28 protein-coding genes and 1 tRNA gene are annotated in these 24,143 nt (G+C 36.6%); 13 read left to right on the top strand and 16 right to left on the bottom strand.

What is annotated here, in order from left to right:
- The first annotated feature begins 107 nt into the window (after positions 1-107).
- A complete protein-coding gene (locus R2Q77_RS08565; RefSeq protein ID WP_316803305.1) occupies positions 108-632 on the top strand; it encodes a hypothetical protein in 525 nt (174 codons plus the stop codon).
- A gap of 2 nt (positions 633-634) precedes the next feature.
- Complete coding sequence (locus R2Q77_RS08560; protein ID WP_316803304.1) at positions 635-1,420, top strand: type II CAAX endopeptidase family protein; 786 nt, start codon at positions 635-637, stop codon at positions 1,418-1,420.
- A 12-nt stretch (positions 1,421-1,432) separates the two neighbouring features.
- Here R2Q77_RS08560 and R2Q77_RS08555 read toward each other — a convergent pair whose 3' ends face one another.
- The 5 genes from R2Q77_RS08555 to R2Q77_RS08535 form a co-directional block, all read right to left on the bottom strand.
- Complete coding sequence (locus R2Q77_RS08555) at positions 1,433-1,852, bottom strand: DUF6691 family protein (RefSeq protein WP_316803303.1); 420 nt, start codon at positions 1,850-1,852, stop codon at positions 1,433-1,435.
- Entirely contained in the window at positions 1,852-2,412 is a 561-nt protein-coding gene (locus R2Q77_RS08550) for a YeeE/YedE family protein (RefSeq protein WP_316803302.1), read from the bottom strand. Before R2Q77_RS08550 ends, R2Q77_RS08555 begins: the two co-directional genes overlap by 1 nt.
- Positions 2,413-2,445: 33 nt before the next feature.
- A complete protein-coding gene (locus R2Q77_RS08545; RefSeq protein WP_316803301.1) occupies positions 2,446-2,844 on the bottom strand; it encodes a DUF983 domain-containing protein in 399 nt (132 codons plus the stop codon).
- A gap of 180 nt (positions 2,845-3,024) precedes the next feature.
- The gene (locus tag R2Q77_RS08540) at positions 3,025-3,630 is read right to left on the bottom strand and encodes a Crp/Fnr family transcriptional regulator (protein WP_316803300.1); all 606 of its coding nucleotides are present in this window, start codon (positions 3,628-3,630) and stop codon (positions 3,025-3,027) included.
- 48 nt (positions 3,631-3,678) lie between these two features.
- Positions 3,679-4,668, bottom strand: coding sequence for a D-alanine--D-alanine ligase (locus R2Q77_RS08535; RefSeq protein ID WP_316803299.1), 990 nt, complete (start codon positions 4,666-4,668; stop codon positions 3,679-3,681).
- Positions 4,669-4,880: 212 nt separating this feature from the next.
- Between R2Q77_RS08535 and R2Q77_RS08530 the strand changes: the two genes are divergently transcribed.
- The 5 genes from R2Q77_RS08530 (at position 4,881) to R2Q77_RS08510 (ending at position 8,312) form a co-directional block, all read left to right on the top strand.
- Complete coding sequence (locus R2Q77_RS08530) at positions 4,881-5,648, top strand: PASTA domain-containing protein (protein ID WP_316803298.1); 768 nt, start codon at positions 4,881-4,883, stop codon at positions 5,646-5,648.
- 21 nt (positions 5,649-5,669) lie between these two features.
- The gene (gene mltG / locus R2Q77_RS08525) at positions 5,670-6,725 is read left to right on the top strand and encodes an endolytic transglycosylase MltG (protein WP_316803297.1); all 1,056 of its coding nucleotides are present in this window, start codon (positions 5,670-5,672) and stop codon (positions 6,723-6,725) included.
- Complete coding sequence (locus tag R2Q77_RS08520; protein WP_316803296.1) at positions 6,725-7,135, top strand: thioesterase family protein; 411 nt, start codon at positions 6,725-6,727, stop codon at positions 7,133-7,135. The genes mltG and R2Q77_RS08520 overlap by 1 nt, the downstream gene beginning before the upstream one ends.
- A 6-nt stretch (positions 7,136-7,141) precedes the next feature.
- Positions 7,142-8,131: a YihY/virulence factor BrkB family protein gene (locus tag R2Q77_RS08515; protein WP_316803295.1), complete on the top strand. Its 990-nt coding sequence runs from the start codon at positions 7,142-7,144 to the stop codon at positions 8,129-8,131.
- 96 nt (positions 8,132-8,227) lie between these two features.
- Positions 8,228-8,312: transfer RNA gene (locus R2Q77_RS08510), tRNA-Ser, on the top strand.
- An 84-nt stretch (positions 8,313-8,396) separates the two neighbouring features.
- Here R2Q77_RS08510 and R2Q77_RS08505 read toward each other — a convergent pair.
- The 3 genes from R2Q77_RS08505 to R2Q77_RS08495 all read right to left on the bottom strand — a co-directional run bounded on the left by R2Q77_RS08505 (position 8,397) and on the right by R2Q77_RS08495 (position 10,279).
- A complete protein-coding gene (locus R2Q77_RS08505; protein WP_316803294.1) occupies positions 8,397-8,903 on the bottom strand; it encodes a nuclear transport factor 2 family protein in 507 nt (168 codons plus the stop codon).
- A gap of 11 nt (positions 8,904-8,914) precedes the next feature.
- Complete coding sequence (locus R2Q77_RS08500; protein ID WP_410479255.1) at positions 8,915-9,625, bottom strand: NADPH-dependent F420 reductase; 711 nt, start codon at positions 9,623-9,625, stop codon at positions 8,915-8,917.
- 78 nt (positions 9,626-9,703) lie between these two features.
- Positions 9,704-10,279 (bottom strand): Crp/Fnr family transcriptional regulator, encoded by a 576-nt coding sequence (locus R2Q77_RS08495; protein WP_316803292.1) that lies wholly within the window; start codon positions 10,277-10,279, stop codon positions 9,704-9,706.
- A 322-nt stretch (positions 10,280-10,601) separates the two neighbouring features.
- On the opposite strand from R2Q77_RS08495, the gene R2Q77_RS08490 reads away from it, so the two are divergent.
- Positions 10,602-11,150, top strand: a complete 549-nt coding sequence (locus R2Q77_RS08490; RefSeq protein ID WP_316803291.1) for a ferritin-like domain-containing protein — start codon at positions 10,602-10,604, stop codon at positions 11,148-11,150.
- 303 nt (positions 11,151-11,453) lie between these two features.
- Entirely contained in the window at positions 11,454-11,975 is a 522-nt protein-coding gene (locus tag R2Q77_RS08485; RefSeq protein ID WP_316803290.1) for an RNA polymerase sigma factor, read from the top strand.
- Positions 11,976-12,084: 109 nt separating this feature from the next.
- Here R2Q77_RS08485 and R2Q77_RS08480 read toward each other — a convergent pair whose 3' ends face one another.
- Positions 12,085-12,477 carry a response regulator transcription factor gene (locus tag R2Q77_RS08480; RefSeq protein WP_316803289.1) on the bottom strand — a complete coding sequence of 131 codons (393 nt, stop codon included), beginning with the start codon at positions 12,475-12,477 and terminating at the stop codon, positions 12,085-12,087.
- Between the two features lie 40 nt (positions 12,478-12,517).
- Complete coding sequence (locus R2Q77_RS08475; protein ID WP_316803288.1) at positions 12,518-13,282, bottom strand: DeoR/GlpR family DNA-binding transcription regulator; 765 nt, start codon at positions 13,280-13,282, stop codon at positions 12,518-12,520.
- Positions 13,283-13,431: 149 nt separating this feature from the next.
- On the opposite strand from R2Q77_RS08475, the gene R2Q77_RS08470 reads away from it, so the two are divergent.
- The 4 genes from R2Q77_RS08470 (at position 13,432) to R2Q77_RS08455 (ending at position 17,837) form a co-directional block, all read left to right on the top strand.
- Complete coding sequence (locus R2Q77_RS08470) at positions 13,432-14,997, top strand: glycerol-3-phosphate dehydrogenase/oxidase (protein WP_316803287.1); 1,566 nt, start codon at positions 13,432-13,434, stop codon at positions 14,995-14,997.
- A gap of 32 nt (positions 14,998-15,029) precedes the next feature.
- On the top strand, positions 15,030-16,520 hold the full coding sequence (glpK, locus tag R2Q77_RS08465; RefSeq protein ID WP_316803286.1) for a glycerol kinase GlpK: 1,491 nt from the start codon (positions 15,030-15,032) through the stop codon (positions 16,518-16,520).
- 58 nt (positions 16,521-16,578) lie between these two features.
- Positions 16,579-17,310 (top strand): MIP/aquaporin family protein, encoded by a 732-nt coding sequence (locus R2Q77_RS08460; protein WP_316803285.1) that lies wholly within the window; start codon positions 16,579-16,581, stop codon positions 17,308-17,310.
- Between the two features lie 194 nt (positions 17,311-17,504).
- The gene (locus tag R2Q77_RS08455) at positions 17,505-17,837 is read left to right on the top strand and encodes a YegP family protein (RefSeq protein ID WP_316803284.1); all 333 of its coding nucleotides are present in this window, start codon (positions 17,505-17,507) and stop codon (positions 17,835-17,837) included.
- 67 nt (positions 17,838-17,904) lie between these two features.
- Here the strand turns inward: R2Q77_RS08455 and rplT are convergent, their stop codons facing one another.
- The 6 genes from rplT to R2Q77_RS08425 all read right to left on the bottom strand — a co-directional run bounded on the left by rplT (position 17,905) and on the right by R2Q77_RS08425 (position 24,095).
- Entirely contained in the window at positions 17,905-18,249 is a 345-nt protein-coding gene (rplT, locus tag R2Q77_RS08450) for a 50S ribosomal protein L20 (protein WP_123206121.1), read from the bottom strand.
- A 75-nt stretch (positions 18,250-18,324) separates the two neighbouring features.
- On the bottom strand, positions 18,325-18,525 hold the full coding sequence (rpmI, locus tag R2Q77_RS08445) for a 50S ribosomal protein L35 (protein WP_316803283.1): 201 nt from the start codon (positions 18,523-18,525) through the stop codon (positions 18,325-18,327).
- 29 nt (positions 18,526-18,554) lie between these two features.
- On the bottom strand, positions 18,555-19,124 hold the full coding sequence (gene infC, locus R2Q77_RS08440; protein WP_131537863.1) for a translation initiation factor IF-3: 570 nt from the start codon (positions 19,122-19,124) through the stop codon (positions 18,555-18,557).
- Positions 19,125-19,139: 15 nt separating this feature from the next.
- A complete protein-coding gene (thrS, locus tag R2Q77_RS08435; protein WP_316803282.1) occupies positions 19,140-21,065 on the bottom strand; it encodes a threonine--tRNA ligase in 1,926 nt (641 codons plus the stop codon).
- Between the two features lie 1,130 nt (positions 21,066-22,195).
- Positions 22,196-22,888 (bottom strand): lysoplasmalogenase, encoded by a 693-nt coding sequence (locus tag R2Q77_RS08430; protein ID WP_316803281.1) that lies wholly within the window; start codon positions 22,886-22,888, stop codon positions 22,196-22,198.
- Complete coding sequence (locus tag R2Q77_RS08425; RefSeq protein WP_316803280.1) at positions 22,878-24,095, bottom strand: sterol desaturase family protein; 1,218 nt, start codon at positions 24,093-24,095, stop codon at positions 22,878-22,880. The genes R2Q77_RS08430 and R2Q77_RS08425 overlap by 11 nt, the downstream gene beginning before the upstream one ends.
- Positions 24,096-24,143 lie beyond the last annotated feature (48 nt).

Genomic DNA, 24,143 nt, shown 5'->3' with positions numbered 1-24,143 from the left:
CATGCTTAAAATCGAACTCAGATAGATATTTTAGAACGGAAAAATTTAATTCTTTTTGAGATTAACATTTTCAATTCTATATTTACTAAAATTAAAACGCTCTCATCATGGAAATTTCATCCAATACCTTTTGCAATTGCTGCTATAAACCCTATTCTGCAGCAGATTCTTTTTGTTTTAACTGTGGCTTCCCTTTGCATGGAACTGAACAGGAGCAGAAAAACTTTGTTTCATTAAGGTCTGTTAAAGAAATCGAACTCCAAGAATCGGGCGGTAAAATAGATTCGGCACGTAAATCTTTGTATTGGATTGGAGGCCTTATAGCCTTTTGGACGGTGATTGCCTACTTTATGAATGCAGAATCGGAAGATGCATTTCCTATGTTAATCACTAACATCATATTAGTGGGTGCCTTTTTGGGTCTTGCCGTTTGGAGCAAAACAAAACCCGCTGCCGCATTAATCTCCGGTTTATCTTTGTTTATTCTGGTTCAAATTTTAAATGCTGTTGTTTCTCCTGTATCTATATTTTCAGGGATTATTTTCAAGATCATCGTTATTGGTTACCTAATTAAAGGCATTAAAGCAGTACTTGAAGTTGATAAGCTTAAAAAAGAACTCAATTTAGATTAGTTTTGGAAGAAACAGAAAGTTTAACTAAAGTTTGCCACAATTGCCAATCAGAAATCCTGTTCAGCAACCATTACTGCAACAACTGCGGGCAACAACAAAATCCTGCTGAAGTAGAAACAGTAAGTTTTGGATGGCCAAACCTGAAACAGATTGCGCTGTTTTTTGCCGTACAGGTTTTATTATGCATAATTCCATCAATTATAAAGGTACATACCATCTCCTCTATCCTATACCTGGATATTATGCTGGCCTTAACAACGTTGATGTTTTTTGGTTACAGTTGGAGAGAAAACAAACACATTCTTAAATGGCCAGCTTTTTCATTCACTAAACTTATTGTTTTTATTGTAGTAGCTGCTTTAGCCTCTGTAACGGTTCAATACCTGGTTATACATTTAAACTTGCTCATCTGGCATAAAACGCAGTATTATCATAGTATATTCAGTTATCATCCTTATGGAAAGTCCCTGATGATCTTATCTGTTGCCGTGTTTCCTGCATTATTTGAAGAGCTGGCATTTCGCGGCTACTTAATGCAAAAGCTAACTGGAATTTTAGACGATAAACAAGCCATTTACATTAGCTCCTTTATTTTTTTTATTATGCATTTCAGCATGATTTCATTCTTCTGGCTTTTGCCTTTTGCGATTATACTGGGTTTTATCAGGGTAAAAGAAAAAACCATCTGGTATGGGGTAATTATTCACTTTGTTTTTAACCTGACCGCATGTTTATACGAACTTGCCAGTTTTGATGAATTGCAAAACCTATTGGATGCGTTTAAATAGTCCTTCTGTTTATCATTGCGGAAAAGAATCTTTAAACTTACCATAAACCCAGGTGCCTGCCACAGTGCTTAATAAGGTAATGACGACAACGGTTGCTCTTGTTCCAATTTGTGCAAATAGCGGTCCGGGGCAAGCACCCGTAATGGCCCAACCCATTCCAAAGATCAATCCGCCATAAATTTGCCCCTTATTAAATTTCTTGGGGTGAATAACAACTTCCTCACCGGTTATGGTTTTAATTTTAAATCGTTTAATCATTAAAATAGAAATCATAGCCACCAAAATAGCACTTCCAATTACTCCATACATATGGAATGACTGTAACCTGAACATTTCCTGAATGCGAAACCAGCTAATAATTTCGGCTTTTACGAATACTATTCCGAAAACCATGCCCACAACCAGGTACTTTAAATTCGCCAATAATTTCATTACAATTTAAGAATATAAGGTAATATGAGGTTTGCTGTAAAAAAACCGCCTATCATAAAACATACTGTTGCAATTAAAGATGGCCACTGTAAGCTGGAAATACCCATAATGGCATGCCCGCTGGTACAACCACCAGCATAACGGGTACCAAACCCAACTAAAAAACCTCCAAAAACAATTAAGATAAAACCTTTTACAGAAAACAAACTGCTCCAGCTGATTATTTCTGATGGAACAAGGTTCGAGAAATCATGAATGCCATAACCGGCCAGCTCGCTTACCAGTTTAGAGTTAAGCTTAATATCTCCAGGATTGACAAGTAACAAGGAAGTAAGAAAAGCGCCCAACAAAATGCCTGCTACAAAAAATAAATTCCAGCTTTCCTTTTTCCAGTCGTATTCAAAAAATGGAATCTTAGCCGGAATGCAGGCTGCACAAATGTGTCTTAAATTGGCCGAAATGCCAAAAGATTTATTTCCAAGAAGCAATAATGCAGGAACAATGAGACCAATTAAAGGCCCTGCAATGTACCAGGGCCAGGGTTGTTTTATCCAATCCATAAAGTTCATTGGATAAATGTCGGTATAAAATTTCTAATTATTATCTCCGCTACCGGGCACGTAATGTAAGCCAGGCGTTAAATAATGTAATAAAACCACCCTCGAATATCTATAATTAATTGGAGAACAAAGTAAAACTCCAAAAAGAATCAGTCCAACGTAATACCAAAGGTTTTCATAAATTAATGGTAGGCCCAAAACGTAAGAAGCCACGCCTATGGTTATAATTTCTGCCACATTCATTGCATAACTTACAAACATGGCCACATAGAAAAATCCGGGCTCGCGTTCGAATTTTAAATTACAATGCGGACAATTTACATTCGTTTTTTGTAATCTGAAAGCATATGCACTTCCGGTAAAAATATCACCTTTTCTACAACGTGGGCACTTACACTGAATAAATGCTTGAAATTTAGATAACTCTGCCATAACTCAATTTTATTTAATGTTACAAATCTAAGTCCAATTACATGCCTAAAACATGACCTACATCATATTTACAAAACAAGACAATCAGCTTACATTTCGTGATTAAACGGGTACTGGCCCAATATAGAATTAATAAATGGGTCTGTAAATTTTAGTTACAATTCGGCTTAAAACACATCATTAAAAATGATCTGTTTCTACGGCATCATTTTTAATGATTTTGCCTTTTTTAAGTTGTATAATTTGTTTTGTGGCCAGCAACTTTATTTCTCGGATTACGGTTTCTACACGTAAACCTGTCATATCTGCTAATTCTTGTCTGGTAACGTTTAAAGGTTGTCCAGCTTGCACATCAGCAATCAGATAATTAATAATGGTTAACAACCGGTGTTCTGCCTTTTCGTTGGCCAGCTCTTCCAGCATCATTGATTTATAAAAAAGACGATTGCTCAGTACTTTTATTAAATCCATACTAAACTCGGTATCATTTTTAAGTATATCGAAAAATGCAGTTTTATTTACTGCAATTAGCTGTGTGTCTTTATTGGTAATGGTATAAGCCAGGTAAGGGCGATTAATCAGCAAGGCCGGTTCGCCAAAATATTGTCCGGATTTAAAAATTCCCTGTATAAACTCCTTCCCTTCATCGCTAACTGTAACCATTCTAATTTCGCCCGAAAGTATAAAATAAACAAACCTGGCTTGCATACCAGGTTCGTAAATTATCGTATCCTTTAAATATTCTTTAACCTGAAAACCCTGTTCTATAAGTTTTTTGATATACATTTTAGTTTTCGGTTATCCGTTTCTTTTTAAATCAAGCCCAAACACCAACTAATTGCTTAAAGTTTCCTTCATTAGTTTAGTATAAAATTCTTTAAGGGTTAAGCCCATAGCCGCTACCTGTTGCGGAATAAAGCTGGTAGCTGTTTGGCCCGGAATGGTGTTTATCTCTATAAAATAAAAATCGCCTTCATCTCCGGTCAAAATAAAATCAATACGGACCACGCCCCTGCAATTTAATTTTTTATATACATCAGCAGCAATTTGTGCCACTCTCGCTTTTGTTTCATCGCGTATAGGTGCCGGTGTTGTTTCTGTTGCCACACCTGGAGTATATTTAGCCTCAAAATCAAAAAACTCTTTTGCAGTTTCCACTTCAGTTGGTGGCAAAACAACTATCTCGCCATCTAATTTAGCTACCCCAACCGTAAATTCGCGTCCTTCAATAAATTCTTCAATTAAAATCTGGGTATCTTCCTTAAATGCTTTTTCTAATGCAGCTGCAAGATCATCAGCATGGCTAACTTTACTCATTCCGATGCTGCTGCCACCATTATTAGGTTTTACAAAATAGGGCAACCTCAAATCCTGCTTAATCTGGTCCAGTTTATAATTCCCATCCTTAAATATCTGTATGGATTTGGCTGTATTTAAATTTTCACTTCCCGCTACAATGGCTTTCGTATAACCTTTATTCATGGTAATAGATGAGGTTAAAGCATCGCAGGTAGTATAAGGAATGTTTAACATATCAAAATAGCCTTGTAGCTTTCCGTCCTCACCCGGAGAGCCATGAATGGCAATAAAAACACCGTCGAATTTAATTTTTCGGCCTTCAAGCGTTAAAGAAAAATCATTCTTATCTATATCAATCTTAACAGAATCAGCAGGTTCATAAAACCAACCTTTATCATTCAGCATTATTTTGTATACATCGTATAAATCAGTATCAATATTTTGCGCAATTGTAGCCGCACTTTTTACCGATATCACCCATTCGCCCGTTGTACCGCCGGTTAATAATGCAATAGTTTTCTTCATGTGGAAAATCCTTAGTTATAAATAGAATTGAATTTAAATATATCCTCAAAAATATAAATATCTTTGTGCAATAATTAATTTTGAATGATAGAATTAATAATTAATAGAATTATACGTTCTTAGAGATAATGAATGTTCCAATTCGAAATTATCATTCAATATTAAAATAACTACATTTGAGTTTGTACGCTTAACCCCAGAATTTAAGATTCATGTCTAAATTTATTGATTATTTAAAAACCAAATCTTTCAGAAACAACATATTAGCAGCTGTTTTTACTGTATTTGCCTTATTGCTTATTGCATTTTTTAGTTTAAGATATTACACCAAACACGGTGAAGGTTTAAATGTACCTTTAGTTAAAGGGCTTTCTTTTGAACAGGCTGTAGCCAAACTTAAGGATGCAGGCTTAAAATACGAAGTTGATTCGGTTTATATTATGGACCAGCCACCTGGCCTGGTTATAGATCAGGATCCTGACGCAAATACTTTTGTTAAAGACAATAGGACCATTTACTTAACTATAAATACGGCTAAAACGCCAAACACTAAATTTCCCGATATTGGCTTTAAAACTTTGAGAGAGGCGGTGGCCATTATTGAAAGTGCAAGGCTAAAACTTGGCGATACGACCTATAAACCTGACGTAAGTAAAGATGTGGTTTTACAAGCTTCGTTTGGTGGGCAACCACTGCAGGCTGGCCAGTCTTTACCGGTAGGCTCTCGTATTGATTTAGTTTTAGGAGACGGCCGTGGCAGCGAAGAAGTAGATATTCCTCAATTGGTTGGTTTAACCATTGATGAAGCTAAATTTAGTCTGAAAGGCTCTATGCTTTCTTTGGGTAATATCATTTACGATGGACAAATTACCGACAGTGCCAACGCTGTAATTTCCAAGCAAGATCCAATGCCTGCAGATTCTGTAACCAAAGTTTCTATTGGTACCAGAATTAACATTACCTTATCTAACAAACAATAAAAAATACGCATTCATATTCCAATGACTGAAATAGAAAACAAAAAGCCAGGCGCTGGTAAGAAAATAGCAATTGTTGTTGCTGTTGTAGCCATTTTAATTGCAGGATATTTTGCCCTGAACCTGTACAAGATTTACTTTGCCCCTAACGTTACCGAAAGCCAAAAGTACCTTTATATTAAAACAGGAAGCGATTATAGCAATTTGCTCGATGAGCTGGATAAAAAGAATATCCTTAAAAACCTGCCATCTTTTAAACAGGCAGCAGGCAAAATGAACCTTGCTGAGAATTTAAAACCCGGACGTTATCGTTTAAAAACCGGTATGACCAACCGTGCATTGATTAATTTGATTAAAGCAGGAAACCAGGATGCAGTTAAACTTAAATTCCAGAACATTCGTAAAAAGGAGAATTTTGCAGCCTATTTGGCAAACAATTTAGAGCCTGATTCTTTAAGTTTTATCAGTGTGCTCGATTCTACCCCTTTAATTAGCAAATACGGCTTTAACCAGGATAATATTTATGCCATGTTTGTTCCAAATACATACGAAATGTACTGGAATATTTCTCCCGTCGATTTTTTTGAGCGTATGCACAAGGAATATGAAAAATTCTGGACGGCAGAGCGTAAACAAAAAGCAGCAAGTCTTAATTTAACACCTATTCAGGTGTATACTTTGGCTTCTATTGTAGATGCTGAAGCCCTTTACGACAAAGAAATGCCAATTATTGCTGGTTTGTATTTAAACCGTTTAAATAAGGGAATTTTATTACAGGCTGATCCGACAGTAATTTTTGCAAACAACGATTTTACAGTTAAAAGGGTTACCGGAAAATTATTACAGGTACAATCTTTATACAATACCTATAAATATGCAGGCTTACCTCCGGGACCAATTATGATGCCGAGTATTAATGCAATTGATGCTGTTTTAAACCGCGACAATAACAAGTACATTTATATGTGTGCTAAAGATGATTTCTCGGGATACCATAACTTTGCCGAAACAAAAGAACAACACGAAATTAATGCTAAAAAATACCGCGAAGCTTTAAATAAAAGAAACATCTTTAAATAATGTTTGTACACGAAACTCAAGTAAAGGTGCGGTATGCCGAAACCGACCAAATGGGTGTGGTTCATCATGCAAACTATGCCCTTTACTACGAAATTGCCAGAACGGAATGTTTTGAGGCCTGCTCAGGCATAACCTATGCTTCTATGGAGGCTGATGGCATAATGTTACCCATTTTAGAATTGCAATGTAAATATTTAAAGCCTGCGTTGTATAACCAGGTTTTGACAGTTAAATCTATTGTTAAAGAATTGCCTTCAGTACGTTTAAAAGTTGATTATGAAATTTATAATGAAGAAAATCAGCTGATCAATATTGGGCATACAACTTTGGTTTTTGTAGATAAGGAAACCAGAAAACCCTGCCACCCGCCACAAAATTTTATGCAGGGTGTAAATCAGTATTTTATATAATTTTACATGGAATGGTTACACCGGCAATTATTAAAATTTAAGCTCTATTCTACATTTATCGAATGGACTAAGCGTTGTATTTTGCCGGGATTTAGCCCCCTACCTTTATATACGGTTGCCACTTTCTTTTTCAGAGAAATAAAAAAGGAATCACTGGTTAATAAATCATCGTCCCTGGCCTATAGCTTTATGCTCGCTATTTTTCCGGGAATTATCTTCCTGTTTACATTGATTCCTTTTATCCCCATAAAACACTTCCAAGACCAGTTATTGGGGTTAATTGAATTGGTACTCCCCCATAATGCATTCGATGCCTTTGAAGCTACTTTAAAGGACATCATTAAGAAACAAAATAGCCGATTGCTGTCCTTTGGATTTGTTTCTGCCTTATTTTTTGCAACAAACGGAGTAAAAAATTTAATGAAAGCATTTAATAAATCTTCTTTGGTTATAGAAACCAGAAGCTGGCTAAAGCAAAGGTTAATTGCCTTAATTTTAACCACCGTTATTTGTTTTTCCATTATCATTTGCATTAGCGCAATGGCACTGGGCGAAGTTTTATTGAAGTACATCCAAGACGAACTTCATATTAAAGATAGCCTCGCTGTGTATGCTATACAACTTAGCCGGTGGACCATTTTAGCTGCTTTATATTTTGTAACCATTTCAATGCTCTACCGGTATGGACCTTCGCATGCCAAAAAGTGGAAACTCTTTAGTGCGGGCTCCTGGCTGGCCACAATCCTGGCTTTTTTAACCATCTGGGGATTCTCCTTCTACATTAATAATTTTGGATCTTACAATAAAGTATATGGTTCCATAGGCACCTTAATTGTGGTTATGATCTGGCTTTATTTAAATTCATTAATTTTATTAATCGGATTTGAGCTAAATGCAAGCGTTGATGTAAGCAAAAGAAGCGTCAAAATTATCCGCCCTAACTTCAACTTATTCAAAAAATCAGACCGAATTGAAGAGAATTTAAAGAAGGAATAAAATTTTTCTTCCTCTGTGTTAAGCAATTATCAATTTAATATAAAAAAATATAGATCGCGGTTTGCAGTTTTGAACAGAATTTGTACTTTTGCCGATGGAAAGCTGGCAGAGTGGTCGAATGCGGCAGTCTTGAAAACTGTTGACTGTAACAGGTCCGGGGGTTCGAATCCCTCGCTTTCCGCAGAACACAAAAAGCACTAATTTTCAGTGCTTTTTGTGTTTTATAGCCCTTTAAGATTAAACTCACACAAACTTTATATGTTAATTACTTTGGCTGATTAAACATATAGCGCATAATTCTCCAGATACCATTTTCTTTTCTCATCAGAAAAAATTCCCTGTTTAATTCTTCAGTCTTTTGGCCATTATCATGTATTAATTGCGTTCCGGTTGATTGAGTGCGAACAAATGCTACATGATCATCCAATGCCACAATTTCTTCTATTTTGAAGGTTACATTGAGCTGAATCGCCTTGAAGATATTTTCGTAAGCCATGGTAAGTTCTGATGTACTGTTTGCCGTTGGAAATCCTGTTGGCATAAAAATACCGTCTGCAGTATATTGACCAACCGCTTGTTCTACGCTTGATTTGTTCAAGGCATCAAAATAAATGCTTAATGACTTTTTTATTTCTGTTTTTACTATTTGATTATCCATTGTTTTTGTTTTTTTAGAATTAAAAGTATTCGAATTGGATTGTGGCTGTTTTTTTTCGTTTTGGCAAGCGGCTATGGTTAATAGCAACATTAACAGTACGATCATCTTTCTCATACGATCTTGATTTAACCTTCGTAATGATTTACGGCATTCTTCGCTTCTAAAAGTGTTACAGTCTTACCCAACGCACCAAATTCATGGAGATCGCCAAATACTTCTATACGGATAGATTGATTAATACCGCCAATGTGCAATGGCACAAAGCCGCTGTCGGTAATAAGTTCATCTATCTGTTTATTAATATTGGTACTGTCAGATGCATAAAAAAGGACCTTTTTATCTGGCTGTGCAAATGCAGCACCAAATAAAGAGGCAGCACCTAATGTTCCGAAAGCCTTTACAAAACTTGCGCCCTTCGGCACCAATGCCAACAGGGTTTGTCCGGCAGAAACATCCTCGTTTATGACCTTTTTAAAACCTCCATGCCCATCGGGAGCAATTGGATTGGAAACATCTACAATTATTTTTCCTTTTAGTTCCTCCGCAAACTGTGCTAAAAATTCTTTGATTTTGTCAAAGGAAATGGTAGGAATGATTATATCTGCATTTTTGATAGCACTATATGTTTCTTCGGCTGTTGCCGAAGCGCCTAATTCGGCAGCAAAACTCTGCGCCTTCACAATTTCACGGGAAGAAATAATAACTGGGTGGTTACCTTTTACAAGGTTGGAAGCAATGGCTTTGCCAATGTTTCCCAAACCAATAATGGCTACTTTTGTCTTTTGATTTATGGTATTCATCGCATTTTTTTTAAATCTGTTTGTCGATATTGACAATACAAAGTTGCGACGAACAATCCGCTTACACTCATAAGATAAATTAAGAAATACCCTTAATATAGATTAAGGGTAAGGCTATTTTTTAAACCTGTCGTTCTTTATTTTACTGAGAAATTCGGCAGTTACGCCCAGATATGAGGCAATTTGGGTACCGGGTAATCTATTAACTAAATGCGGATACTGGTCAATAAACCGATCATACCTATCCAGCGCAACAGTACTAAATGTTTGCAGCAATCGATTTTGAAGTTCAATATATTTGTCTTCCATAATTACACGAAAATTCCTGTCAAACTTTGGATAATGGGTATATAAATACCACAAATCTCCTTTAGATATTTGCAGCACAACTGATGGCTCAATAGCTTCTATAAATAACTTAGACGGAAGTTCTTTGTGCAGGCTTCCAATATCTGAAATCCAATCATCTTCAGCAGCAAAAACAAGATTGTGTTCAATACCTTTATCGTCTACACCATACATTTTGAAGCAGCCACTTTGAACATAATAAAAGTACTTACATACATCTCCTTCTTGCAATAGAAGTTGCCTTCGCTTGATTTTCCTTTGTGTAATGCGGCTCATCAAAGCCTGTATTTCATCATCATTAAGGGGAAGATATTTTTCAAAATAGCTTATTATATTTTCCATATAATTGTTCTTACTTGCCTTCGCAATATACAAAAAGGAGAATCGTATAGTTGCAATATCTTTCAAGCACCCTTACTAAAACGGTGTTTTTTTGCTCTTTTTCTACGGCCGAAAAACAAAAATTGGCTGGCAAATCTAATAATTACAAAACTGCTTTATGAAATTACTTTTAACAGACGAAACCGCAGAGAAAGCAATTCGTAGAAATCTTTTAACTAAAAAAGCTATAGGAAACCCCTCGCCTTCTATTTTTTCGAGTTAAAAATATTCGAAACCTTTTAAAAAACATTTGGTTGTACATAAAAAAACAAAATACATCACTATGGCAACTACAGCAAAAAGAACAACCAAACCAAAAAACAAAACGGGAAAAATGGAAAATTCAGAATTCCACAAGTTTTTTGTTGATGAGTTAAAAGACATTTACTGGGCAGAGAAACATCTTGTAAAAGCGCTACCAAAAATGAAAAAGGCAGCTACAAGTCCTGAACTTGCTTCGGCATTTGAAAAACACACAGCAGAAACCCAAACACATATTGAAACACTGGAAGAAGTTTTTTCTCTCCTTGAAGAAAAAGCTGCAGCGAAAAAATGTGATGCTATGGCAGGATTGCTGGAAGAGGCAGAAAGCATTATTGAAGACACTGAATCTGGTACAATGATTCGGGATGCTGGTTTGATTTTAGCCGCTCAAAAAGTAGAACATTATGAAATTGCAACCTACGGAACATTAAAAACCTTTGCCGAAAACATGGGGCACACCGCTGTTGTAGAGTTATTAACCAGAACACTGGAAAATGAAAAAGAAACTGATGTAGCCCTGACAGAAATCGCGGAAGGCTTTATTAACGAAGAAGCTGCAGCCGAATAATTTAAATTATTATCTATATAAATGCCCTGGATAATATTCAGGGCATTTTTTATTTGTGCAGCTTTTTAGTTTGTCTGAATTTTAAAACAAGGATAAAAACGATAAAAAAAGGCAACTACCCGAAAGCTCCGTATTTATACGTAAAATACACTTAGGCTATAAATTGACATTTCTTAAAAAACCCCTTTAAAACAAATACAGGAGCATTTTTCAATCAAAATAGAATTCCTGTATTATATATTTTATTGTTGATTGGTATAGGTTTTGTTTTAAGCAAAACATCACCCCCTAACCTATAATAACATGACTCAAATTGAATTTAACAACATGGTTAATAACCATTCAGCTTCGCTTCGGATGCACGCGCTAAACTTCACAAAAGACTTGGAAGATGCAAATGACTTGGTGCAGGATACCATGCTCAAAGCCATTCGTTTTTATCAGAATTTTCAGGAAGGAACGAATATTAAAGGCTGGCTCTTTGTGATTATGAAAAACACATTCATTAACAATTACCGTAAAATAACAAAGTCTAAATCTTTGGTTACGCAGGATGAAGAAATATCATCCGCAAACCTGATGTACAGCGCCGAGCAAAATGGTTCTGTGGGCAAGTTAATAATAGACGATATTCAAAAAGCGCTGGATAAATTACCGGATGTTTACAGTGTACCTTTTATTAAATATTTTGAAGGGTATAAATATCATGAAATTGCCGAAACTTTAGACATCCCGCTCGGCACCGTTAAAACCAGAATACATGTTGCCAGGGAAATGCTAAAAAAATACCTGAAAACATACGCTAAAGCAAATCAGTACAATTAGTAATATAAAAACACTAAAAAGCCTTTCATATTCTGAAAGGCTTTTTAATTGGCATTTTAAATGCAAAAACAAACCCCGACGATTTTAAAATTCCGGGGTTTATTGTTGTTTAAACTTTTGATGCTTTGCGATCGGCACTGCGCTTTAACAAAACATTAATTCTTTTTAAAATATCGTCAATATCAAATGGCTTACTAATATAATCATCGGCAAAAGCCGCTGTTGCTTTTTGTTCGCTATCGTTTTGAGCAGACATTACAATAATAGGGATGTGTTTTGTAAAAATATCTGTTTTTAAATCTTCACATATCTCTGCTCCGTTTCCATCAGGAAGCATCACATCCAATAAAAATAAATCAGGCATTGCATCCTGTATATTTTTTTTCAATTCAGAAAAAGATGATGAAAGCTGCAATTCAAACCCTTCTTCTTTTAAAAGAATTTCGATTACGTTTCTAATTTCCTGATCATCTTCCAATATGTGTATTCGTGTTTTTCCCATATTCAAATCTAAAATTAATTTTTGGTTTGGTTATTTTCTTTTATACAATAGTTACAGTAACACCTAAAGCCTCTAAATGTTTTACAATTTGATCAGAAATTCCTTTATCAGTAATGATATGATCAATTTCTTCCAATCCGCATATCTTACCAAAGCCCCGTTTACCAAATTTAGTCGAATCTGCCAGGACAATTGTTTTTTGTGAAGCATCGATCATTTTTCTGTTTAAATGAGCTTCCATGGCGTTTGTAGTGGTTAAACCGAAGTCTAAATCTATGCCATCAACCCCCAAAAAGAATTTATTAAAATAGAAGTCCTGCAAAATCTGTTCAGCATAAATTCCCATCACCGACGAAGAACTTTTACGCAATAAACCACCCAGCTGGATTACTTCTATGCTTGATTCCCGCATAAGCTCCAGTGCAACATTCAGTGCTGAGGTAACAACAGTTAAATTGCTACCTGGCGTTATATTTTTTGCAAAGTATAATACCGTAGTACCCGAGGCTATTACAATTGAGTCGTTTTCATTTAACAATCCTGCCGCGGCAGCGCCGATCTTGTTCTTTTCTGTAGATTGCAGTTTTTCTTTTTCATTTACAGGACGATCGACCGTATAAGGATTATTTACCGTAGCACCACCATGAGTTCTGAATAATAAATCCTTATCCTCCAGCAACTTTAAATCCTTTCTTATCGTTACGGAAGATACTTTCAATTCCTTACATAAATCTACAACATTAATATATTGATCATTCTGTAAACGATTTAATATGAATTGATGCCTTTCAGCCAAGTTCATCATAAGCTTTAAAATTAAATTTTATTGCAAAATAAGTAAATAAAACAGCTCTTCATTTCTTATTCAAAATTATTTAACAAAAATAACACATTATTTCGATTATAATTATTTATACTTGCGTATTGTTTCGTTTTATTTTAAATAGAAAGCAAATGAAAAGACTACATCAATACCATACACCAGAACAAACCGAGTGGGATTTTATAATTATTGGAGGTGGCGCAACCGGTTTAGGCACTGCACTCGATGCAACCAGCCGTGGTTTTAAAACCATATTGGTGGAGCAATCAGATTTTGCCAAAGGCACATCAAGCAGAAGTACTAAACTTGTGCATGGTGGCGTACGCTATTTGGCGCAAGGTGATATTGGATTGGTTAGACATGCACTTAAAGAACGTGGTTTAATGCAGCAAAATGCTGGACACCTGGTTAATAAAGAAGAATTTATTATCCCTTGCTATGATTGGTTTTCTGTGGCAAAGTACCTTACAGGACTTACTCTTTACGATTGGCTGGCTGGAAAATACAGTTTTGGAAAATCTAAATATTTATCAAAAAAGGATATCACCGCTTTAATGCCCGGAATTAAAACGAAAGGCTTAAAAGGCGGAATCAGTTACTTTGATGGTAAATTTGATGACGCAAGATTAGCTGTTAATATCGCACAAACTGCAATTGAAAACGGGGCCACCCTAATCAACTACATGAAAGTGATCAATCTTTTAAAAGATTCGAAAGGAAACATAACTGGTGTAGAGACAGAAGATGCACTGACAGGCAAAACATTAAAACTAAAAGGCAAGGTTGTTATTAATGCTACCGGCGTTTTTGTAGATGACATTTTGCAAATGAACAACCCACAATCAAAGAAAATGGTACGCCCAAGCCAGGGTGTTCACATTGTGTTAGACAAAAGTTTCCTAAAAAGTGAATCTGCATTAATGATTCCAAAAACATCTGACGGAAGGGTTTTATTTGCTGTGCCATGGCATAAACATGTTTTAGTGGGCACAACCGACACTCCTTTAGATGAACATAGCCTGGAGCCAAGAGCTTTAAAAGAAGAAGTAGCGTTTATTTTAAATACTGCATCCGCTTATTTTAACCGCCAACCTACAGAAAAAGACATATTAAGTGTTTTTTCTGGCCTACGTCCATTGGCCGCTCCTACAAATGCCGGAAGCAACAGTACAAAAGAAATTAGCCGCGACCATAAATTAGTTGTTTCTGCTAAGGGTTTAATTACGATAACCGGAGGTAAATGGACAACTTACAGGAGAATGGCAGAAGAAACCGTAAATCTTGCCATTGCGAATGCTGGCTTAGAAACGAAAGCATGTGTAACCAAAACCTTAAAGATTCATGGAAGTACCCCTACCCACGGAGAAGATCATTTAGATATTTATGGATCAGACAGGATAAAAATTGAAGCTTTGGCAAATGCTAACCCCGAATGGAATCAAAAACTCCATCCTGATTTCCCTTACCTGGAAGCAGAGGTTATTTGGTCTGCTAAAAATGAAATGGCTGAAACTGTAGAAGATATTTTAAGCAGGAGATTAAGGATTTTATTTATTGATGCCCATGCAGCCAAAGCTATGGCTCCAAAAGTAGCCTCACTCTTAGCTAAAGAACTAAATGCCGGTGAAGACTGGATTAAAAACCAAATTTCTACGTTTAACAACCTTGCTGATGGCTATTTATATACATCAAATTAATTGCTTAAAACCGCTAACCTAAAAACTTTATTATGGGCAAATACATATTGTCTCTTGATCAGGGAACCACAAGCTCAAGAGCTATTATTTTCAATCACAATGGTGAAATTGTTGCTATAGCGCAAAAAGAATTTAAACAAATCTATCCGCAAGCTGGTTGGGTTGAACATGATCCGCTCGAAATCTGGTCTACGCAGTTATCTGTTGCCACAGAGGTTATTGTCAAAGCCAATCTTACCGCTAAAGATATAAACTCAATAGGCATTACCAACCAACGGGAAACTACTGTTGTTTGGGATAAAAAAACTGGTGCACCTATTCACAACGCAATTGTTTGGCAAGATAGGCGGACTTCGGATTATTGTGATGAAATAAAGAAGCAGGGCTTGGCAAAAAAAATCCAGGAAAAAACCGGCTTAATCATAGATTCTTATTTCTCGGCTACAAAAGTAAAATGGATATTAGACCATGTTAAGGGTGCCCGCGAAAAAGCTGAGGCCGGCGAACTTGCTTTCGGAACAATAGATAGCTGGTTAATTTGGAAATTAACCGACGGCAGAATCCACGTTACCGATGTAAGTAATGCCTCGCGTACCATGATTTACAACATCCATACATTAAACTGGGATAAAGAACTATTAGATTTGTTTAATATTCCGGAGCAAATGTTACCTGAAGTTAAATCATCAAGTGAAGTTTACGCAGAAACTACAGGCAATATTTTAGCTGCAAAAATTCCAATTGCAGGTATAGCGGGTGATCAGCAATCGGCATTATTCGGGCAAATGTGTACTGAACCTGGCATGGTAAAAAATACTTACGGTACTGGATGTTTTATGCTGATGAATGTAGGAAAAGACCCTAAAATGGCAGCTGGAAATCTTCTGACCACTATTGCCTGGAAAATTAAGGACGAGGTTGTGTATGCACTCGAAGGCAGTATCTTTATTGGTGGAGCAGTTGTTCAGTGGCTTAGAGATGAAATGGGTTTTATTTCCAGATCTGCAGATGTTGAAACACTTGCCGAACGCGTAAAAGATACTGAAGGTGTATATGTGGTACCTGCTTTTGCTGGTTTGGGCGCACCACACTGGGATCAACACGCACGCGGAACCATTACCGGATTAACCAGAGGCACAAATAAATCGCATATTGCGCGGGCTGCTTTAGAAAGTATTGCCTACCAAACGATGGATGTACTAAAAACAATGGAAGTTGTTTCAGGTGTAAATATTGCAGAACTTAGAGTTGATGGTGGCGTAACCGCAAATAATCTTTTAATGCAATTTCAGGCTGATTTATTAAATTGTAAAGTAGTAAGGCCCGAAGTAACAGAAGTTACGGCTATTGGAGCCGCTTATCTTTCGGGTTTAGCGACTGGTTTTTGGGGTAGCATTGAGGAAATTCGTTCACAATGGAAAATTAATAAAACCTTTACTGCAACCCCGGGCATAGACAATACAGAAAGAATAAAAGGCTGGAATAGAGCTGTTAAAGCAGCAAGAGTAAATGCTGAAGATTAATTAAATACAAACATCAACTTCAGGGCTAAACAACCTGAAGATTTAACCAAATATTGATATGTCAGAATTTCTTGCAGAATTTATCGGCACCGCACTTTTAATTTTATTAGGCAATGGTGTGGTAGCCAATGTTGTACTTAAAGGTACTAAAGGCAATAGTAGTGGCTGGATCGTAATTACAACTGCCTGGGCTTTAGCCGTTTTTGTTGGTGTGGTAATTGCCGCGCCTTACAGTGGTGCACACCTCAACCCCGTGGTAACCCTCGCCTTAGCGATAAGCCATAAATTTGCCTGGGTTAAGGTTCCTTATTATGTATTGGCCCAATTATTAGGTGCTATGCTGGGTTCATTTTTAGTTTGGGTTATGTACAAAGATCATTTTGATGCCACGGATGACCAGGGACTAAAAGCTGCACCTTTTGCAACATCACCAGCGATCAGAAACTTGAAATCAAATCTGTTTTCAGAAATCATAGGCACATTTGTGTTAATTTTTGTAATTTTTCATTTCACAAATGCTGAAATGGGAACTGATAAAACACCAATTGGCTTAGGTTCAATAGGTGCTATCCCCGTTGCATTTTTAGTTTGGGTAATTGGTTTAGCACTTGGCGGAACAACAGGTTATGCCATTAATCCGGTCAGAGATTTAGGCCCGAGAATCGTACATAGTTTAATTCCAATGAAAGGTAAAGGAAGCAGCGACTGGGCCTATGCCTGGGTACCAATTATCGGTCCGGTAATTGGCGGTTCGCTGGCAGCCCTACTCTATTTAACGCTAAATATTTAACGGATATAAATTTCAAAAAAACTCACCTCGTTTTTATCCTGAACGCTTTTTTGCTTTGGAACATCACCTGGTAAACACTTGTCATTCTGTATGTTATTTTGTGAATTTAATTTTTAATCTCTATTTTAGAATAAATCCCTGTAAACCTATCCAAATAAAATAGCGGTATAATATTAACTATTAAATTTAATACTATGGGAAAATTTGTAATTACTAAAAGAAAAAACGGAGAATTTCAGTTTGATCTAAATGCCGGAAACGGTCAGGTTATTTTAACGAGTGAAGGTTATGGAACAAAACCGAGTTGCGAAAATGGAATTGAATCCGTTAGAAAAAATTCGCAGGATGATTCAAAATTCGAAAAGAAATCTTCTTCAAACGGCAAACCTTACTTTAACTTAAAGGCCACAAACGGGCAAATTATTGGCTCGAGTGAGCTGTATGAAAGTGAATCATCACGAGATAATGGAATTGCTTCTGTTCAAAAAAATGCGCCTGATGCAAGTGTAGACGATCAAACGAAATAATTTATAAAACAAAAAAAGGGAACCAATTTGGTTCCCTTTTTCAATATTATCGCTAATGCGAGAATTTCTATTTTACTGCATCAATAACAGCTTTGAAAGCTTCAGGATGATTCATTGCTAAATCAGCTAATACTTTACGGTTTAAACCGATTTCTTTTGAAGCTAATTTACCGATTAATTGAGAGTAAGAAATACCGTGCTGACGGGCACCTGCATTAATACGTTGGATCCATAATCCGCGGAATTCTCTTTTCTTAACCTTACGGTCACGGTATGCATATTGCAAACCTTTTTCTACTGTGTTTTTAGCAACAGTATAAACTTTACTTCTTGCTCCCCAATAGCCTTTGGCCATATTAAGGATTTTCTTTCTTCTTCTTCTCGAAGCTACTGCGTTTACCGAACGTGGCATGTTGTTGTTGTTTTTTGGCAAGCGGCGTTCCGTTTATCGGAAACTTAAAGCCTGATACCTGGTGAAATTAATAAATTACTTTCCGATGCAAAGCATACGTTTAACGTTACCTGTATCAGCGTCTGAAACTAGACTTGCTTGACCTAATGCACGTTTACGTTTAGTACTCATCTTTGTTAAGATGTGACTTTTGTATGCGTTGTTTCTTTTGATTTTACCTGTTCCAGTAAGCGAAAAACGCTTTTTAGCACTGGAATTGGTTTTCATTTTTGGCATAACCTGTTTTTTAATTTATAAACCTATTTTTATTTTTTTGCTACTTTAGGCGCAACAGTCAGAAACATACGTTTACCTTCTAATTTAGGTAATAACTCTACTTTTCCAACATCTTCCAAAGCCTGGGCAAATTTCAATAATAAAATCTCTCCCTGTTCTTTGTAAACAATTGCTCTACCTTTAAAATGCACATAAGCCCTAACTTTCTCTCCGTTCTCCAAAAAGCTTACTGCGTGCTTTAATTTAAATTGAAAATCGTGGTCGTTGGTATTAGGACCGAAACGAATTTCTTTAATAACTGTTTGCTTAGCATTAGATTTAATTTCCTTCTGCTTTTTCTTTTGCTCATAAACAAACTTGCTGTAATCAATAATCCTACAAACCGGTGGTACTGCATTTGGAGAAATTTCTACCAAATCCAATTCCAACTCATCAGCAAGTGACAAAGCTTTTGCCAAAGGATAAATCCCCGGTTCAACATTATCGCCTGCTAAACGCACTTCGGGCGATTTAATAAACTGATTAATGTTATGCTCTGCTTCTTTTTTCTTAAAAGGTGGACGTGGTCCCCTGTTAAATCCTGGTCTTCCTAATGCCAAATTTGTACTATTTAATTAAACTGTTATTTCTTTTATTAATAAATTATTGAACTCTTCCAAGGTCATTTCGCCCAAATCTCCCTCTCCATGTTTACGTACCGAAGCTTTACCTTCAGCCATTTCTTTCTCACCAATGATGAGCATATAAGGGATTTTTTTAACTTCCGCATCGCGGATTTTGCGACCGATCTTTTCATCACGAAAGTCAATCAGCCCGCGAATATCGGAATTATTTAGTTCATCTAAAACTTTTTTTGCATATTCTTCATACTTTTCTGAAATAGGAAGGATTATAAATTGCTCCGGACTTAACCATAACGGGAAGTTTCCGGCACAATGTTCAATCAAAACTGCAACAAACCTTTCTAACGAACCAAAAGGTGCACGATGGATCATTACCGGACGATGTTTCTGATTATCACTACCTGTATACTCCAATTCGAAACGCTCAGGCAGGTTATAATCAACCTGAATGGTACCCAGCTGCCATTTTCTACCTAATGCATCCTTCACCATAAAATCAAGCTTAGGACCATAGAAAGCAGCTTCGCCATACTCAATTACTGTATTTAGTTCCTTTTCGGCAGCAGCTTCAATAATTGCATCTTCGGCAAGTTTCCAATTTTCATCGGTACCGATATATTTTGTTTTATTTTCAGGATCGCGTAATGAAACCTGTGCAGTATAATCTTCGAAACCTAAAGATTTGAAAACATACAAAACAAGATCAATTACCTTTTTGAATTCTTCTTTTACCTGGTCTGGGCGACAAAATAAATGCGCATCATCCTGAGTAAAACCACGCACACGTGTTAAACCATGCAACTCTCCGCTTTGCTCGTAACGGTAAACTGTACCAAATTCGGCAAAACGAACAGGTAAATCTTTATACGAACGTGGTTTAAACTTATACATTTCGCAATGGTGCGGACAGTTCATTGGTTTCAATAAAAACTCCTCACCTTCCTGTGGTGTTCTTATAGGCTGAAAACTATCTTTACCATATTTTTCATAGTGCCCAGAAGTTACATATAAATTCTTGTGGCCAATATGTGGGGTAACAACCTGCTCATAACCATGTTTTGCCTGTGCCTTAGCTAAAAACTGAACTAAACGCTCGCGCAAAGCTGTTCCTTTTGGCAACCACATAGGTAAGCCCATGCCTACTTTCTCAGAAAACATGAACAATTCAAGCTCTTTTCCTAATTTACGGTGATCGCGTTTTTTAGCTTCTTCAATCATAAGAAGATACTCTGTAAGCTCGCTTGCCTTTGGAAAAGTTACCCCATAAATACGGGTTAATTGCTTTTTGGTTTCGTCTCCACGCCAGTAGGCGCCAGCTACGTTCATTAATTTAACCGCTTTTACAAAACCTGTGTTTGGAATGTGCGGGCCACGGCATAAGTCGGTAAATGAGCCTTGAGTATAAAAAGTTATTTTTCCGTCCTCAAGCCCATCGATTAAATCGAGTTTGTACTCGTCGCCTTTTTCGGTAAAATATTTAATTGCATCAGCTTTGCTTACACTTTCGCGCACAAAAGTTTCCTTTTGTTTGGCAAGCTCAATAATTTTAGTTTCAATTGCCTTGAAATCATCAGAAGAGAATTCTCTGTCTCCGAAATCTACATCATAGTAAAAGCCAGTTTCAATAGCCGGCCCAATACCAAATTTAGTTCCTGGATAAAGCGCTTCTAAAGCTTCGGCCATTAAGTGGGCGGATGAATGCCAAAAAGTAGATTTTCCAGCCGTATCGTTCCAGGTTAATAGTTTTACAGATGAATCAGATTCAATTGATCTGGTCGAATCCCAAACTTCGCCATTAACTTCGGCTGCTAAAACGTTACGGGCTAATCCTTCTGAAATGGATAATGCAATTTGATGGGCAGATATGCCCTTTTCATACTGACGTACAGAGCCGTCAGGTAAAGTAATGTTAATCATCTACAACTATGATTTAAATTTTAAAACAATTAATTCGTTAAATCACCTACTACGTGATTTTATTTGATGCAAAAGTACGGATTTTAAAACAGAATATCAAGTTTCCGTGTTGGTTCGGCGTTTGTCGCAAGTGATTTATTTGAATTATATCTTTACGAAATGGAAGCGTATTTTTTTTATTGGTGACAACACCAACCAAAAGCTGGATCGTCACCCTGAATTTATTTCAGGGTCTTTATTCTTTAATAAGATCCTGAAATAAATTCAGCAAGACGAAAAGTAATTTCCTTTAATTAATAATAACACCAACCAAAAGTTGGAGATATTTAAAATAATTAAGAAATGAACATTGGTAATTCTTAGGAAGCTGTGGCCCCGCTCCCGTTGCTGCCCGACGAAAAATCGGGGCATCCACTCACATCGGGTTTAGGCACAACGTTAGCGCTTTAATGCCCTGTTTTTACGCCTCTAAACCTGATTGAAGCGGCATCCCGATTTTTTCTATCGGGATACAGCGCAAAGCAGGAACAAGGCCTCCGAAACGCTAAAGCCTTTGCTTTCCTAAAACAAAAAATTTCACTTGATTGGTGACAACACCAACCAAAAGCTGGATTAATGGTAACACCGACCAAAAGTTGGAACTATTAAAATAATTAAGAAATGAACGTTGGTAATTCTTAGGAAGCTGTGGCCCCGCTCCCGTTGCTGCCCGATGAAAAATCGGGGCATCCACTCAGATCGGGTTTAGGTACAACGTTAGTGCTTTAATGCCCTGTTTTTATATCTCTAAACCTGATTGAAGCGGCATTCAGATTTTTTCTATCGGGATACAGCGCAAAGCAGGAACAAGGCCTCCGAAACGCTAAAGCCTTTGCTTTCCTAAAACAAAAAATTTCACTTGATTGGTGACAACACCAACCAAAAGCTGAACACCAAATAAAAAGTGGATCGTCACCCTGAATTTATTTCAGGGTCTTTATTGCTTAATAAGATGCTGAAATAAATTCAGCATGACGAAAAGTATGAAGAATAATTTCCTTTAATTAATGGTAACCCCAATCAAAAGTTAAAACAAAGCACAACACTAAGAACCACAGCCTTTGCTTTCCTAAAAAGCAAGGATATGTACCTTATACCGGAGTTTTAGTTACGATTAATTTCCTTTCAATCGTTCCATAAACAATTAAGTATTGAGCAATCATATAAGTAGCCATAATTAATGCACCACTTTGCTCAAATGGCTGTACAAATTTATTGTAAGCCAGTGTACTATCAGACAACAGAAAGAATAATGCTCCGTATAAAATTAATTTAAAACTGGCTATATTAACTCTCCCGTAGCGATTTACCGCCATAATAGCCATAAATGAAATGATGATTGCATACATTAAAACCGGAAACTGCATAGGACCTAAACTGGGCTGCAGGTAGAAAAATAAACCTGCACAGAAAACACCAAAAACAAGTACTGCCCACAAAAAATAGGGATTTTTCTGATCAGGATTTGATTTATGGTCGAGAATAAATGCACGGATGTAAAAAATATGGCAAAGTAAAAAAGCAACTAACCCATAAATAAAGAAGTTCGAATTGCGACTTTGGTACATCAAAAAAACATCGCCTGCTAAACCAAAAATTAACCCTGCAAATATGCGTTTATGAAAACGGCCTTTTAAACCGGTTCCGTAATACAACCAAGCCATTAAAACCAATACAATCAGCGGTTTTGAAAACATCCTTAAACGTTCGTTACCTGCATATTCTGCATACAGCTGAATTACAAAAACGAAGCAAAAAAACAGGGAAAATAATTTAGTTTTCATCGGAGTTAGGATTTGCTTTTTGCAAATTGAAGAACCAAATTACGGATATTAACTGGATGCCTGCAAAAATAACTTGATAACCGATGGGATATTTCAGCAATAGGATTAGGATTACACCCACGATGAGCCTGAAATATTCGAATTTCACGAGCCATTTTTTTTGCTCAAACAGGGCTCCACAGGTGATTAAGGTGAGTATACAAAAAGCCGTACCAATAATTAATGATGTAACTTCCATTTTATGGTAAGAAAACAAAATGATGGAAGCCCCGGTTAAAGCTATTAAAAACTGTATGGCTACATAACCAGTTAATTTAGGCTGGTACGCCGGATTATATTTTTGATAGGTACTTTCGTTTATTTCAGGGGCGGATTGAAAACCACCTAAATGCGCCGGAAACCAACCTGGAGGCATAATGAACACTTTAATTTTATCTTTTATTTTAGGCGATTTTTTAGCTGTTTTAACCAGATCATCCCAATAATGTAGGTTAGCCCAAATGGGATTCCAACTGGCTAATGGTTTTGTGATGCCATAATAAACAGCTTCTTCTTCTTTTTGAAAAGTACCAAACAGCCGATCCCAGATAATTAGTGTACCGGCATGGTTTTTATCAATGTACTTTGGGTTTGAGCCATGGTGCACCCTATGGTGCGATGGTGTATTAAGAATATACTCTAAAAAGCCCATATTTTTTATGGCCCGGGTATGAATCCAGAATTGATAAAGGGTATTAAACGAACTTAGGGTTAAAAACATTAGCGGATCAAAACCTATTAAAGCCAGTGGCAAATAGAAAACCCAACTAAACCAGCCCTGAAACCAGCTTTGCCTTAAGGCTACTGTTAAATTATATTCTTCTGATTGATGATGAACAATGTGTGCTGCCCACAAGGCATTTATTTGATGGCTCATCCGGTGAAACCAGTAGTAAAAAAAATCTACGCCTATAAAAAGAATAATCCATATCCATATGGTTTTCGGCAGATCGAAAAACCGCCAATGCTCAAAAATATATTTATAGCCAAAAAACAAGGCCGTTTTCATAAATATACCCGTAAGTTGTTGTCCTATCCCCTGGCTTAAGTTGGCTATGCTATCATTTAACCGGTAATAATTTAGCTTTTTATAAAAGTTGTACGCCACTTCTATTCCTATCAGAATAAAAAAAACAGGCACAGAGAGTGCAATGTAGTCCACTTTCATTTTAAAATTTGGTTAGTTGAGCATGGTTGCAGGCATAAATTTATGTGC

The organism is Pedobacter nototheniae (genome assembly GCF_032678625.1).
In the GTDB taxonomy this organism is placed as follows: Bacteria; Bacteroidota; Bacteroidia; order Sphingobacteriales; family Sphingobacteriaceae; genus Pedobacter; species Pedobacter nototheniae_A.
The sequence above is the reverse complement of the archived record's forward strand: the minus strand, read 5'-3'. Positions and strand labels throughout refer to the sequence as shown.

Excerpts from the sequence above, each read along its gene's own strand:
- R2Q77_RS08565 (WP_316803305.1), top strand. The coding sequence starts at position 108 with ATGGAAATTTCATCCAATACCTTTTGCAATTGCTGCTATAAACCCTAT.
- R2Q77_RS08555 (WP_316803303.1), bottom strand. The coding sequence starts at position 1,852 with ATGAAATTATTGGCGAATTTAAAGTACCTGGTTGTGGGCATGGTTTTC.
- R2Q77_RS08550 (WP_316803302.1), bottom strand. The coding sequence starts at position 2,412 with ATGGATTGGATAAAACAACCCTGGCCCTGGTACATTGCAGGGCCTTTA.
- R2Q77_RS08545 (WP_316803301.1), bottom strand. The coding sequence starts at position 2,844 with ATGGCAGAGTTATCTAAATTTCAAGCATTTATTCAGTGTAAGTGCCCA.
- R2Q77_RS08540 (WP_316803300.1), bottom strand. The coding sequence starts at position 3,630 with ATGTATATCAAAAAACTTATAGAACAGGGTTTTCAGGTTAAAGAATAT.
- R2Q77_RS08535 (WP_316803299.1), bottom strand. The coding sequence starts at position 4,668 with ATGAAGAAAACTATTGCATTATTAACCGGCGGTACAACGGGCGAATGG.
- R2Q77_RS08530 (WP_316803298.1), top strand. The coding sequence starts at position 4,881 with ATGTCTAAATTTATTGATTATTTAAAAACCAAATCTTTCAGAAACAAC.
- mltG (WP_316803297.1), top strand. The coding sequence starts at position 5,670 with ATGACTGAAATAGAAAACAAAAAGCCAGGCGCTGGTAAGAAAATAGCA.
- R2Q77_RS08520 (WP_316803296.1), top strand. The coding sequence starts at position 6,725 with ATGTTTGTACACGAAACTCAAGTAAAGGTGCGGTATGCCGAAACCGAC.
- R2Q77_RS08515 (WP_316803295.1), top strand. The coding sequence starts at position 7,142 with ATGGAATGGTTACACCGGCAATTATTAAAATTTAAGCTCTATTCTACA.
- R2Q77_RS08505 (WP_316803294.1), bottom strand. The coding sequence starts at position 8,903 with ATGAGAAAGATGATCGTACTGTTAATGTTGCTATTAACCATAGCCGCT.
- R2Q77_RS08495 (WP_316803292.1), bottom strand. The coding sequence starts at position 10,279 with ATGGAAAATATAATAAGCTATTTTGAAAAATATCTTCCCCTTAATGAT.
- R2Q77_RS08490 (WP_316803291.1), top strand. The coding sequence starts at position 10,602 with ATGGCAACTACAGCAAAAAGAACAACCAAACCAAAAAACAAAACGGGA.
- R2Q77_RS08485 (WP_316803290.1), top strand. The coding sequence starts at position 11,454 with ATGACTCAAATTGAATTTAACAACATGGTTAATAACCATTCAGCTTCG.
- R2Q77_RS08480 (WP_316803289.1), bottom strand. The coding sequence starts at position 12,477 with ATGGGAAAAACACGAATACACATATTGGAAGATGATCAGGAAATTAGA.
- R2Q77_RS08475 (WP_316803288.1), bottom strand. The coding sequence starts at position 13,282 with ATGATGAACTTGGCTGAAAGGCATCAATTCATATTAAATCGTTTACAG.
- R2Q77_RS08470 (WP_316803287.1), top strand. The coding sequence starts at position 13,432 with ATGAAAAGACTACATCAATACCATACACCAGAACAAACCGAGTGGGAT.
- glpK (WP_316803286.1), top strand. The coding sequence starts at position 15,030 with ATGGGCAAATACATATTGTCTCTTGATCAGGGAACCACAAGCTCAAGA.
- R2Q77_RS08460 (WP_316803285.1), top strand. The coding sequence starts at position 16,579 with ATGTCAGAATTTCTTGCAGAATTTATCGGCACCGCACTTTTAATTTTA.
- R2Q77_RS08455 (WP_316803284.1), top strand. The coding sequence starts at position 17,505 with ATGGGAAAATTTGTAATTACTAAAAGAAAAAACGGAGAATTTCAGTTT.
- rplT (WP_123206121.1), bottom strand. The coding sequence starts at position 18,249 with ATGCCACGTTCGGTAAACGCAGTAGCTTCGAGAAGAAGAAGAAAGAAA.
- rpmI (WP_316803283.1), bottom strand. The coding sequence starts at position 18,525 with ATGCCAAAAATGAAAACCAATTCCAGTGCTAAAAAGCGTTTTTCGCTT.
- thrS (WP_316803282.1), bottom strand. The coding sequence starts at position 21,065 with ATGATTAACATTACTTTACCTGACGGCTCTGTACGTCAGTATGAAAAG.
- R2Q77_RS08430 (WP_316803281.1), bottom strand. The coding sequence starts at position 22,888 with ATGAAAACTAAATTATTTTCCCTGTTTTTTTGCTTCGTTTTTGTAATT.
- R2Q77_RS08425 (WP_316803280.1), bottom strand. The coding sequence starts at position 24,095 with ATGAAAGTGGACTACATTGCACTCTCTGTGCCTGTTTTTTTTATTCTG.